General features: G+C 65.9%; 10 protein-coding genes. 6 read left to right on the plus strand and 4 right to left on the minus strand.

What is annotated here, in order from left to right:
- Nucleotides 1-54: 54 nt before the first annotated feature.
- Complete coding sequence (locus AC1DW9_RS33220; protein ID WP_441508310.1) at nt 55-1,035, minus strand: glycosylasparaginase; 981 nt, start codon at nt 1,033-1,035, stop codon at nt 55-57.
- A 236-nt stretch (nt 1,036-1,271) separates the two neighbouring features.
- Here AC1DW9_RS33220 and AC1DW9_RS33225 point away from each other — a divergent pair, with 236 nt between their 5' ends.
- On the plus strand, nt 1,272-1,967 hold the full coding sequence (locus AC1DW9_RS33225) for a GntR family transcriptional regulator (RefSeq protein WP_476777223.1): 696 nt from the start codon (nt 1,272-1,274) through the stop codon (nt 1,965-1,967).
- Nucleotides 1,968-1,986: 19 nt separating this feature from the next.
- Here AC1DW9_RS33225 and AC1DW9_RS33230 read toward each other — a convergent pair whose 3' ends face one another.
- The gene (locus AC1DW9_RS33230) at nt 1,987-2,997 is read right to left on the minus strand and encodes a hypothetical protein (protein WP_476777224.1); all 1,011 of its coding nucleotides are present in this window, start codon (nt 2,995-2,997) and stop codon (nt 1,987-1,989) included.
- 45 nt (nt 2,998-3,042) lie between these two features.
- Nucleotides 3,043-4,029, minus strand: a complete 987-nt coding sequence (locus AC1DW9_RS33235) for an extracellular solute-binding protein (RefSeq protein WP_476777225.1) — start codon at nt 4,027-4,029, stop codon at nt 3,043-3,045.
- Nucleotides 4,030-4,144: 115 nt separating this feature from the next.
- Between AC1DW9_RS33235 and AC1DW9_RS33240 the strand changes: the two genes are divergently transcribed.
- Complete coding sequence (locus AC1DW9_RS33240) at nt 4,145-5,200, plus strand: ABC transporter ATP-binding protein (protein ID WP_476777226.1); 1,056 nt, start codon at nt 4,145-4,147, stop codon at nt 5,198-5,200.
- Nucleotides 5,197-6,870 carry an ABC transporter permease gene (locus AC1DW9_RS33245; RefSeq protein WP_476777227.1) on the plus strand — a complete coding sequence of 558 codons (1,674 nt, stop codon included), beginning with the start codon at nt 5,197-5,199 and terminating at the stop codon, nt 6,868-6,870. The genes AC1DW9_RS33240 and AC1DW9_RS33245 overlap by 4 nt, the downstream gene beginning before the upstream one ends.
- A 24-nt stretch (nt 6,871-6,894) precedes the next feature.
- Here AC1DW9_RS33245 and AC1DW9_RS33250 read toward each other — a convergent pair whose 3' ends face one another.
- Complete coding sequence (locus AC1DW9_RS33250) at nt 6,895-7,971, minus strand: CapA family protein (RefSeq protein ID WP_476777228.1); 1,077 nt, start codon at nt 7,969-7,971, stop codon at nt 6,895-6,897.
- Between the two features lie 232 nt (nt 7,972-8,203).
- Between AC1DW9_RS33250 and AC1DW9_RS33255 the strand changes: the two genes are divergently transcribed.
- The 3 genes from AC1DW9_RS33255 (at nt 8,204) to AC1DW9_RS33265 (ending at nt 11,895) form a co-directional block, all read left to right on the plus strand.
- Entirely contained in the window at nt 8,204-9,532 is a 1,329-nt protein-coding gene (locus AC1DW9_RS33255; RefSeq protein WP_476777229.1) for an MFS transporter, read from the plus strand.
- An 89-nt stretch (nt 9,533-9,621) separates the two neighbouring features.
- The gene (locus tag AC1DW9_RS33260; protein WP_476777230.1) at nt 9,622-10,329 is read left to right on the plus strand and encodes a GntR family transcriptional regulator; all 708 of its coding nucleotides are present in this window, start codon (nt 9,622-9,624) and stop codon (nt 10,327-10,329) included.
- A 210-nt stretch (nt 10,330-10,539) separates the two neighbouring features.
- Nucleotides 10,540-11,895, plus strand: a complete 1,356-nt coding sequence (locus tag AC1DW9_RS33265; RefSeq protein ID WP_476777231.1) for an AAA family ATPase — start codon at nt 10,540-10,542, stop codon at nt 11,893-11,895.
- The last annotated feature ends 74 nt before the right edge of the window (nt 11,896-11,969 follow it).

Consider the following 11,969-nt stretch of genomic DNA (forward strand, 5'->3'; position numbering starts at 1 on the left):
AGGTTGGATCATCGGACCGGATAGGTTTCCGGTCCGATGATCCAGGGCAGGAGGTCAAAGCCCCATCGCCTCATATCGGCGATGGGCGGTCGGCTTGGGGGCGGGGTCCTCGCTGATCGCGATGATCTCGCAAGGATGGCTCGAAGGCGCTGCCTCGCCGCTGCGCCAGAGCCAGTAGTGGTTTTCCGGCAGGCCGTTCACGGCCACGACCTTGTGGCCGCCCGCTGCGTCGATGGCGTGGATCGTCACCCGGCCGATCAGCCCGCCCTTCAGCGCGCGCATGTCGGCAACGGCCTCGTAGACCGCATCTTCGACGCCCATGCCCATCTTCATGTAGAGCACGACCGCGCGCGAGGTGCCGGCCCGGATGCTCATTTCGCCGACGCCGGTGCAGGCGCAGGCGCCGTAACGCGTATCGGCATAGGAACCGGCGCCGATGATCGGGCTGTCGCCGAGACGCCCCGGATATTTCCAGCCCCAGCCGGAGGTGCTGGTGCCCGCCCCGATATGGGTCTGCGCGTCCTGAGCCAGGAAGACCGTGGTGTCGCGGCCGGTTTCCGGGTCGATCGCCTGGGCGCAGAGCTCCGCCATCGGCACGTCCGGCCAGTTCGCGCGGTCGGCTTCGCTGACCTCGTCCCGGAACCAGCGCTCCCAGGCGGTCCGGGCATGCGGCATCAGGAGTTCGCCGGCCTCCGCGCTGATCTCGGCGGCGAAGCGCCTGGCGCCTTCGCCGACCAATAGCTCATGCGGCAGGCGTTCGAGCACCTGGCGGGCAATGCTGACCGGATGCAGATAGCCGGTCAGTGCGCCCACGGCTCCGCTGCGCAGGCTGGTGCCGTCCATCACGGAGGCATCGAGCTCGACCTCGCCCAGGAGATTGGGCCAGCCGCCGCGGCCGACGGTGCGGACGCTCTCACTGGCTTCGACAAGCCTGATGCCCGCCTCGATCGCGTCGAGAGCCGCTTCGCCCTTGGCGAGTGCGCGGGCGGTCGCGGGAATGCCGCAGGCCCCTTCATTGTTGCTGATCGCGATCACGGGTGTTCTCAACAAGATTGGATATTGGATCCAATTTCCATTACGATGCCGCTAGGCCTGACGCAAGAGGGGGCGGAATGGCGTGATATGTCGTTTGTGGCCCCCTCCAAGCGCGCGCCGGGATTGGATACAAAACCGGTTATCCCTCCCTATGGCCGCCGCCCGGATTGAAATGAACTGCGCTTCAGGGCAGGGATTGGCTCCAGGCGCCAGAGCAGGAGACGCGTGAGCAGGCGATGACGGCTTCCATCCTGTCGAACAATCCTCCCGCGCTTCAGCGCAAGACGACGACCGCGCGGGTCGTCGACCTGCTGCGCGACCAGATCCTGTCGGGCGCCTTGCCCGAAGGCATCCAGCTGCGTCAGGAGAAACTGGCTGCCGAGCTTGGCGTCAGCCGGGTCCCGATCCGCGAAGCCCTGCATCAGCTCGAGGCCGAGGGCCTGGTCAGGCAGGAATCCCACAAGGGCGCGGTGGTCTCAGGCCTGTCGATCGACGATCTCGAGGAAACCTACGAGATCCGAGCCCGGCTCGAGACCTGGCTTCTCGAACTCTCGATGCAGCTGATGACGGCGCAGCACTATCAAAGGGCCGAAGAGATCCTGGCGCAGATCGCGGAAGATCAGCAGGATGAGAACTGGTCGAGCCTGAACTGGGCTTTCCATGCCGCGCTCTATGCACCGGCCAACCGCCCGCAGACGCTGGCGCTGATCCGAAAGCTCTATCTGAACGCCTATCGCCATTTCCCGCTGCCGATCCGGCTGACGGGCGGGCGCGAGCGCATGAACCGCGAGCACCAGCTCCTGCTCGATCTCTGCAGAGCGGGCGATATCGAGCGCGCCAAGGACCATCTGGAGCAGCATATCCTGATGGGCGCCCGCCATCTGATCAGCCGGCTGAAGGCGCTCAGGCGGCGCGAGGGCGCGCCCGAATAAGGGGGCGGCATCGCCCCGATCAGCGATCAAACGCGATGCCGAGATAGGTCCGGTCGTCGGTCCAGCCATCGGGGCCCGAGCCCTTCACGCTGGCATAGGGGCCGATCTTGTCGGGGTCGAGCCGCTCGACCTCGGCGAAGCTCGCCTCCCAGGCCGTGACGCCAAAGGCCTCGGGCTCGGCGAAATAGCCGTCGCTGAACAGTTCGAGCCGCGAGACCTCGTCTGCGGCATAGTCGGCGGTGAAGACATGCCGTTCGGCGATGGCGAATCCGTCGAGCACGCCATAGCCGAGATCGCTGGTAGGGTGATTGGCGAAGACGCGCTGGCCGCTGATGCCGCTGTCGAGCAGCCGCTCGATCTCGGTGCGCGCGATCGTCGGCATCTCCTCGCTGCAAAGATGCAGCACATGGGCCCTGACCTCGGCGCTTGCCTCCGCGCTCAAGCCTGCCGGCGGCACGCGCAACCCGTTCCAGACGGCATCGTCCGAGATCGCGCGCTGGTGCAGGGGATCGGCCCGCATCCGGCCGAGATAGGCCCAGCATTCCCGCCGGATCAGCGCGGTCACGCGGTCGAGGGGCTTCGCCTCGACATGGCGGACAGTCCCGAGCGTTTGTCCGCTTAAGCGGATGCCGGAATCGCCGATCGAGACGAGCTGAAGGGCCGGGCCGTCATGGTAGCCCAGCGACAGCGTGCAGCCGATCCGCGCTGACGCATCACCTTCCACCCGCTCCGCCAGGCCATGCGCCGCGTAGCCGCCGCGCAGCGTGTCGCTGAGCGCCAGGACCAGCCGGCGCACGCGCGCATCGCCGCCGCGCACGCTCAGGTCTTCGCTGAGGAGGAAGCGGGCGACTTCGGTGGCGACCCGGGCCGAGGCGAAGCGCCCGGCCCGCATCGTCCCGAAGCGGCGGCCGCTGCGGTCGGTCACGCCATCGATCACGGCATAGCCGCGGCCGGGCAGGATGACGACGCTGTCTTCGTTCTCCTCAGGGCTGGCGAAGCGCTTGCCGAGGCTGAAGCTTTCAATCTGCATGGTGGATATCGGCGCGAGGCGGCTTCAGCCGGCTCGTTCAAGCCATCACTGGCCGGTCGCCTGCCTCCACTTTTCGATCATCGCCTTGGTGCCGCCGAGTTCCTCTACGGATTTGAGCTTGACCAGGGTCAGCTCGGCGAGCGGCTTCACATCGCCCGGCGCGGCAACATCCTTGCGCACTGAGCGGCGGCCGGCTTCCTTCACCAGCGCTTCCTGCGTCTTCTTCGACAAGGCCCAGTCGATGAAGCGCTTCGCGGGTTCCGGATTGGGTGCGCCCTTCACCAGCCCCACGCCGTCGGGCGAGGTCGTCGTGCCGTCCGCGATATAGGCGATCTTCACCGGCGCTCCGCCGGCGACATATTCGAGCGCATTGTCCTCGAGCGTCAGGCCGAGCGGCGCCTCTCCATCGGCGACGTAGCGCGGCACGGCGCCGGAGCTGTCGGAGAAGATGAAGTTCTTGGCGAGCTTGCCATAGACCTCCCAGCCCTTGTCGCCGCCGGCGGTCAGCACGGTCGTCATCTGCTGGAAGGCCGAGCCGGAATTGTCGACGCGGGCCGAGGCGACCTTGCCCTTCCATTTCGGATCGGACAGCTCGGCCCAGGTCTTCGGGATCTCGGCGTCCTTGACCATCTTGTTGTTGACCATCAGCACGTAGATCACGGTCGTATAGGGCGTCCAGGCCGGGCTCGCGACGAAACGCTCGTCGATCGCCGCCTGTTCCTTGGACGTATAGGGCGTGAGCAGATCGGCGTTTTCGCTGAGCAGCGAGCCGGTGACGCTCCAGATCACATCGGCCTTGGGCGCGCTGGCCTCGGCGCGGGCGCGGCGGAAGACATCGCCGGACCCGAGCTGCACGACCTCGGCCTTGATTCCGGTCTCGGCTTCGAAGAGCGGGATCATCTTCTGCACGATCGAGGATTTATGGGCGGTGTAGAGCACAACCTTGTTGTCGGCCGCATAGGCCCCGCCGGCGACGCCGAGAATCCCGGCCGCCAGCACGAGATGACCCACCCAGTTCCTGCTCGACATCATCGCCTGCTCTCCATCCCCGTCACGCCGGTTCGTTCTGTGCCGGCGCAGTTTCTCCATCTTGCCGTCCAATCGCGGCCATGCGCAACTAGGGAAGGGACGGGAGTGCTTTGCCGGCATGGCGTATCTGACAGTCGACGGCGCGATCAAGCGCTACGGGGCCACGACGGCGTTGAACGGCGTGTCCTTCTCGGTCGCGAAGGGCGAGTTCTTCACGCTGCTCGGCCCATCGGGCTGCGGCAAGACCACCTTGCTGCGCTCGATCGCGGGTTTCTCGCAGCTCACCGAGGGCAGGGTGCATCTCGCCGGCCACGACCTGCTTTCGGTGCCGCCGCACAAGCGCGATATCGGCATGGTCTTCCAGGATTATGCGATCTTCCCGCATCTGACGGTCGCCGAGAACGTCGCCTTCGGCCTGAAAGCCCGCAAGGTCGCGGCCTCCGAGATCCGCGAGCGCGTCGCCGAGGCGCTGGCGACCGTCCGGCTGGCGGCGCTTGCCGAGCGCCTGCCGGCCGCACTGTCGGGCGGCCAGCAGCAGCGCATCGGCATTGCCCGGGCGATGGTGGTGAAGCCGCGCCTGCTCCTGATGGACGAGCCGCTCTCCAATCTCGACGCCAAGCTCCGGCTCGACCTGCGCGACGAGATCCGCGCCATCCAGCGCACGATCGGCATCGCCGCGATCTATGTGACGCATGACCAGGAGGAGGCGCTCGCCATTTCCGACCGGATCTGCGTGATGGACCATGGCTGCGTCGAGCAGATCGGCACGCCGCAGCAGATCTACGGGAAGCCGGCGACGCGTTTCGTCGCCTCCTTCGTCGGGACGATGAACCTGCTCGCGCCCGCCGCCTTCGGCCTGCCGGAGGTGAAGGACGTGGCGCAATGGGCGTTGCGGCCGGAGCGCCTGCGCCTCGCCGAGGCGGGGGCTAGCGAAGGGGGAAGTGGAAACGGCGCCGCCAGCATCGCCGGAACGGTCGAGCATTTCTCCTATCTCGGCCGTGAGGCGCATCTCACCGTCCAGGCGAAGGGGCACCGGCTCGTCGCGCAGATCGGCGCGCCGCCGCCCGATCTCGCGATCGAGGCCGGCCGGCAGATCCGCCTGAGCTTCGACCCGGCCGATCTCCATGGCTTCGACGCGAAGGGACGGCGTGTCCCGGCGGAGCTTACGGCATGAGCGCCATCGCCGTTTCAGCCACGCGCCGCAGCTGGCGTCCGGATTTCTGGACGCTGGTCGCGGTCGGGGCCTGGGCGATCCTGATCGTCCTGCTGCTGATCCCGCTTGGCCTCGTCCTGGTCTCCAGCTTCCGCGACGAGAGCGGGGTGCTGACGCTCGCCAACTGGCAAAGGCTGTTCGGCAGCACGCGCTATTTCAACGCCTTCATCAACACCTTGATCATCGGTTTCGGCGGCTTGGCGGGTGCATTGCTGCTCGGCTCGGTCATGGCCTTCTGCATGGCGCGCATCGAGATCGCGGGCGGCCGCTTCGTCTCGATGCTGGCGATCCTGGCCTTGGTCTCGCCGCCCTTTATCGGCGCCTATTCCTGGATCGTGCTGTTCGGCTCGGGCGGCATCGTACGCCAGACGCTGATGTCCTGGGGCGTCTTCATGCCGCCGATCTACGGCGTCTGGGGCATCCTCATCGTCTTCGCCTTCAAGTTCTATCCGTATGTCTACCTGCTGACCTCGGGCGCGCTCGCCAATGTCAACCGCTCGCTGGAGGAGGCGGCGGAGAATCTCGGGCTGACGCCGTTCCAGCGCGTGCTGAAGATCTCGTTCCCGCTGGTCCTGCCGGCGCTCTCGGCCGGCGGGCTCTTGGCGCTGATCCATGCCATCGCCGATTTCGGCACGCCGCGGCTGCTCGGGCGTGGCTTCAATGTGCTGGCGACCGAGGCCTATACCGCCTATTCCGCCGAGATCGGCTCCAATCTCGGCATGGCGACGACGCTCAGCCTGGCGCTGATCCTGATGTCGATGGTCTTCGTCTTCATCCAGCGCTTCATGTCGCGGAAAAACGTCTATCACAGCAACCTGATCAACCGTCCGGAGAAGATCAGGCTGCGCGGCTTTGCCAATGTCGCGGCCCATGCCGCGGTCTATTTCATCGCGCTCGGCGGCGCGATGCCGGCGATCCTCGCGGCGATCTATTCGGTCAGGAAGACGAACGGGCCGGTGTTCCAGCCGGGCTTCGGCCTCGACAGCTACCGCCGCATCGTCGCCACACTCGGCGATGTCGTGTGGAATTCGCTGCTGTTCTCCGGCGCCTCCGTGCTGCTGATCGTGGTCATCGGCACGCTGATCGGCTGCCTGGTCGCGCGGCGCAACACCGCCCAGACCTCGCTGCTCGATGCGACCTTGATGGTGCCCTATGTCATGCCCGGCATCGTCGTCGGCGTCGCCTTCATCGCCGCCTTCAACACGCCACCGCTGGTGATGACCGGCACGGCGGCGATCATCATCCTCTCCGTCTTCATCCGGCGCTTGCCCTATGCGGTGCGCTCCTCGGCCGCCGCGCTGCGGCAGGTCGGGCCGAGCATGGAGGAGGCGGCGATCTCGCTCGGCTACAGCCCGGTCCAGGCCTTTTTGCGCGTCACCATCCCGCTGATCCTGCCCGGCATCATCGCCGGCGCGATGCTCTCCTTCGTCACGGCGGTGAACGAACTCTCCTCGTCGCTCGTGCTCTATGTCGGCGGCACCATCACCATGCCGGTCAAGATCTACATCGCGATCAATGATGGCGATTACGGCACGGCCGCCTCGCTCTCGACGATCCTGCTCGTGCTCAGCGCCGGGGCGATCTATCTCGCCTTCCGCCTGTTGGGGCGCGACGAGCGCGCCTTGCTGTAAAGCCAAGGCGCGCTCTGGGGCCGGTCAGCCCGTGAAGCGGGTCGTCAGGCTCAAGCCCTCGATCTCGCTTTCCGTACCCATGCCGCGTGACAGCCGGTCGAAGCGGTCGAGTACGGGCAGGGCGCGGGTCGGCTCCTGGATCAGCACCGGCATCCCGCTTCTGTTGCACTCGGTCGCGCGGAATTCGATCGTCTCGACGCCGCCCTGGCCGATGCCGATGCGGCAGACCAGCGACCAGGGATCGATCTGCGAGAAGATCGCCTTCTGGTCGGGCGTGGCATTGTCCCAGTCCTGCTGGGCGATGTGGTTGCCGAGGCTGTAGAGGATCGGCTTGCCCCGATAGGTCTCGACGCCGGCGGGGCTATGGGCGTGGTTGCCGAGCACCATGTCGGCGCCGGCATCGATCAGGGCCTGTCCCAGCGGGCGCTGGTATTCGGCCAGCGGGTCGCCGCGGCCATAGCCCCAATGCACGCTGACGATCAGCACGTCGACATGAGGCCGCAAGCTTGCGATCTGCCCGCGTAGCCGTGCGAGATCGCTCTCGCGGACCCGGCTGCGCATTCGCATCGGTGCGCCGGGCTCGGTCGCGAGCAGGACCGGGTGGATTTCCGGCCATTGCTCGATCGCGAGCGGCGCGATGCCCGGCCGGGTCTCCGTTGCCGCATAATCCGGCGGCAGCAGGCAGGAGACCGCGATGGTGCCGAGCCTGCAGCCATTGATCACGCGCCGGTCCGGCACGAGCGAGGCCGCGAGGTCCTTGCCGCCGCCGACCGTCTCGACGCCGGCCGCTTGCAGGTGGCGCAGTGTCTCCAGGAAGGCCTGGGGTCCGAAATCGCAGGTGTGATTCGTCGCGACCGTCATCAGGCCGAACCCGGCCCGGCCGAGATCGGCGGCCACCGTCGGGTCGACGAGATAGGCGATCGGCGCATCGCTCCTGTAGCCGTGATCGGCGAACTGCACCTCGCAGGAGCCCCAGACCAGATCGCTCTGCCGGAGATAGGCCAGCGTCTCGCCATAGCCCTCATCGATGAGCGCATCGCCGGCATAGAGCCGCTCGCGGACCACGATATCTCCGGCAGCGCCGAGCGTCAGAATGGACATGGTCATCCCTTAGATGTTTTTGTGATGTTTCAATTACTGCTCGCAGTTTGTGCCGGCGGTCAAGAGGCCCGTGCTGGGATCACGGGGGAGGGTACGTTCAACGGATCGGCGTCGTCATGGCCTCAGGTGTGCCTGTTGACAGCCGCGATTTATTTATGATGTTTTATTGATGCATCACAAATCCGGCCACGACATCGCTCATGCTGCCGAAGGCCGCCGAGGGGATTCTGACATGACCGACACATCGCTACCGGGGGCGGCCGCCCGCGCGACGGACACGCTGCTCGACACTGCCTATCGCCGGATCTTCTGGCGCCTGATCCCGATCCTGATGGTTCTCTGGGTGCTGGCCTGGGTCGACCGCGTGAATATCAGCTTCGCCAAGCTGCAGATGGCCGACGAGCTGCGCTTCTCCGAGGCCGTCTACGGGCTCGGCGCCGGCATCTTCTATATCGGCTATCTCCTGTTCGAAGTGCCGAGCAACCTGCTGCTGCAACGCATCGGCGCACGCAAGACCATCGCCCGCATCGCCATCGGCTGGGGCACGATCTGCGCGCTGATGTCCTATGCGACGACGCCCGCAACCTTCTACATCCTGCGCTTCCTGCTCGGCGCCTTCGAGGCAGGGTTCTTTCCGGGCGTCATCCTGTTCCTGACGCAATGGTTCCCGAGCGAGCGCCGGGCCAAGGTTTTTGGCATCTTCATGTCGTCGGTCGCCCTGTCCGGCGTCATCGGCGGCCCGCTCGCCGGGCAGATCATGACCGGGATGCAGGGCATGGGCGGCCTGTCCGGCTGGCAATGGCTGTTCATCGTCGAAGGCATTCCGACGATCCTGATCGGGCTCTTTGCGCTGGCCTGGCTCACCGACCGGCTGGAGCAGGCGCATTGGCTCTCGGATGCTGAGCGCAGTGCCGTGCGTGATGATCTCGAGCGCGATGCAAGGGCGCTCGGCCCGCGCGAGCATGGCCTGTCGACGGTGCTGCGTGATCCGCGGCTCTGGATCTTCACGCTGGTCTATTTCTGCATCATCGTTGCCAACGCCACCGTCGCCTTCTGGGGCCCGACCATCATGCGCGAGGCCGGATTCGGCCATGTCGCGACCATTGGCTGGCTGGTCTCGGGTGCCTCGCTCGTCGGCTCGGCGGTGATGATCGGCAACGGCCTGATGGCCGACCGGACGGGCCGCCCGCTCCTGCAATGCGTCGGCTCGCTGATCGTCGGCGCGCTCGGCCTGGCCGGCGTCGCCTTCGCCCTGCACGGCTCGCCGCAGATGGTCGTCGTGCTGTTTTCGCTGGCGCTCGCCGGGGCCTATGGCGCGATCCCGGTGTTCTGGCAGCTGCCCAACCGGCTCTTCGCCGGCACCGCTGCCGCCGCCGGCATCGCGATCATCAACTCCTTCGGCAATCTCGGCGGCTTCCTCGCCCCCTATGGCCTTGGCCTGCTGAAGGACGCGACGGGCCAGATCGCGCCCGGCCTGATTGCGGTTGCGCTTGTCGAGGCGCTCGCTGCCCTCATCATCCTCGTCGTCGTCCAGCGCTTCTTCGCCGGGCGCCGGGCTTGACGGGGCCTGCCGAACCCGCCGACCAATAGGGCAGGGAGCGGTCGCGGCGCATCAGGCGCCGCGACCCTTTTCACGAAGGGCTAAGAACAATGCCGGCCAAGGCCGAAGCAGGACAGGATGCCAAGCTCTCGCTGGCCGAGCGCGTCTATCAGGAGCTCCGCGCCGCGATCATTTTTGGGGAGATCGCGCAAGGTGCGGTCTTCAACGAATCCGATCTCGTCGCGCGCTTCAAGGTCAGCACCTCGCCCTTGCGCGAGGCCCTGTCGCGGCTCAGGCAGGACGGGCTGGTCCGCGTCATTCCGCGCCGCGGCTACAGCGTCACCGAGCTTTCGCTCCGCGATTTCCACGAGCTGATCCAGATGCGCCTGATCCTCGAATGCGCAGCGGCCGAACTCGCCGCCCCGCGCATCACCGACAGCCATGTCGCGATGATGCGCCGGCTATCTTCCGTCGAGCTGCGCATCGGCGACCAGGCGAGCTACCGCGCCTTCATGCGCGCCAATCAGGATTTTCACGAGGCGATCGCCACCATCGCCGACAACGCCCGCCTCCTGCGCGGCATCGGCCAGACCATGGACGAGATGCAGCGCCTGCTCTTCGCCGATCTCGGCGCGGCCGAAGACGGCGAAGAGGTCCGCCACGACCATGACGAGATCATCGAGGCGCTGGCCCGCCGGGACGCAGCCGCGGCCCGCGAGGCGGTGGCACGCCACATCCGCATCTCGCGCGACCGGGTGGTGGGCCGGATGATGCGGCGGCATACGGGATTTGCGGAGAGGTCGGTGTTCAGCGGGTGAGACTTGGGGTGCTGGGGCGCGTCAGGTCGGGATTACCGGACTGGAGAAACGCTCCCGGATTCGATTGGAAGTGTCTTGCCTGGTCTCGCTCGTACTCGGGCTACGATCAAAGGTTGAGGGCAGTTTTCCTATCCGTTTTGATTTTGCCCTTGCGCGGCAAGAACAAGTATGGGGCGGAGTACTAGTGATGCCTATTCTGGGGGGGGCGACGTGCTTATCGGGTTTGTCGAGATAGCTAACTTTCGTAAGCTGCTATCCGTACGTGTCGACCTCGCCGAGAAGCAGACTCTGTTCGTTGGCGCCAACAACAGCGGTAAGAGTTCAGCAATGCTGGCCTTGCGGCGCTTCCTCGTACCGCGACGCTGCCCATTTGAGGTTCACGATGTTACGCTGTGTCATTGGCCGGCGATCGATCGCATCGGCCAGAGTTGGGTCGATGCGAAGCGGGCCAATGAGATGGTCGAGCTTACGCTTGAGCCGTGGCTGCCGCTGCTCCCCACACTAGATCTCTGGCTCGACGTAGACGCCGGGGAGATGCATCACGTTCGCGACCTGATTCCGACGCTTGATTGGGAAGGCGGGCTGCTCGGCGTGCGGCTCCGTTACGAGCCGACCAATCTCAGCGACCTCTACAGGGATTTCCTGGCCGCGGTCGCCGATGCCGAGGCGTTGCGCGCTGCCGCGAAGCAGGCGCACGCCGAGAAGATCGCGGCCGAGGGTCAAGAGATACCCGAGCCCAAGCTCACGATATGGCCGTCGACGCTCGTCGATTACTTGAGCCGGCGGCTGTCCAAGAGCTTCATTATCCGCGCATTCACCCTCGACCCAGCACAAGTCCAGACACCGCTGAATGGCCAAGCGCGCCCGCAATCACTCCCGGCCGCCTCGCTCAGCCTCGATGGCGAACCGCTAATGGGGCTGGTGCGAATTCACGATATTCCGGCGCAGCGCGGTTTCGGCGAAGAAGTGCCGCGTGACGATGACGAGGAGGCGCCGGCCGGATCGCCTGGCAGTCGGCTTTCTGATCAGCTGCGCAGCTATTACTCCAAGCACCTCGATCCAACAAAGGGGCCGAACGTCAAGGATTTGGGGGCGTTGCAGGCAATCGAAGCAGCGCAGGACGCGTTCGATCAGAAGCTCACCGAGAGCTTTGAAGCGGCGTTCAGCGAAGTCGAGGGCATGGGCTATCCCGGCGTCACCGACCCCAAGCCGAAGGTGTCGACGCGGCTCAAGGCGATCGACGGCCTCAACCACTCCTCAGCGGTGACCTTCGTGGTCGACGTGAAGCCGGCGGAGGGAGAGGCGGCGGTGCCGGTGCTCCGCCTGCCCGAGAACAACAATGGGCTCGGCTATCAGAACCTCATCTCGATGATCTTCCGATTGATGAGCTTCCGGGATTCGTGGATGCGTGTAGGTAAGGCTGCGAGCACTAATCCCGCCGCCGTGATCGAGCCACTGCATCTCGTCCTCGTCGAGGAGCCCGAGGCGCACCTCCATGCGCAGGTCCAGCAGGTGTTTATCAATAAGGCCTTCTGTAATGGGCCTTTGATCGTCAAGTCCCTCTGAACGATATCTCGTCGCCAGGATCATGCTTCTGTCCGTGGTCAGTACGAAGACCGCCACACCATGCCATCAGATCC

This window comes from Allobosea sp. P4_E12 (genome assembly GCF_056401655.1).

What these genes read in the sequence shown, in the direction of transcription:
- AC1DW9_RS33225 (WP_476777223.1), top strand. Translation starts at nt 1,272, where the DNA reads ATGACGGCTTCCATCCTGTCGAACAATCCTCCCGCGCTTCAGCGCAAG.
- AC1DW9_RS33230 (WP_476777224.1), bottom strand. Translation starts at nt 2,997, where the DNA reads ATGCAGATTGAAAGCTTCAGCCTCGGCAAGCGCTTCGCCAGCCCTGAG.
- AC1DW9_RS33235 (WP_476777225.1), bottom strand. Translation starts at nt 4,029, where the DNA reads ATGATGTCGAGCAGGAACTGGGTGGGTCATCTCGTGCTGGCGGCCGGG.
- AC1DW9_RS33240 (WP_476777226.1), top strand. Translation starts at nt 4,145, where the DNA reads ATGGCGTATCTGACAGTCGACGGCGCGATCAAGCGCTACGGGGCCACG.
- AC1DW9_RS33245 (WP_476777227.1), top strand. Translation starts at nt 5,197, where the DNA reads ATGAGCGCCATCGCCGTTTCAGCCACGCGCCGCAGCTGGCGTCCGGAT.
- AC1DW9_RS33250 (WP_476777228.1), bottom strand. Translation starts at nt 7,971, where the DNA reads ATGTCCATTCTGACGCTCGGCGCTGCCGGAGATATCGTGGTCCGCGAG.
- AC1DW9_RS33255 (WP_476777229.1), top strand. Translation starts at nt 8,204, where the DNA reads ATGACCGACACATCGCTACCGGGGGCGGCCGCCCGCGCGACGGACACG.
- AC1DW9_RS33260 (WP_476777230.1), top strand. Translation starts at nt 9,622, where the DNA reads ATGCCGGCCAAGGCCGAAGCAGGACAGGATGCCAAGCTCTCGCTGGCC.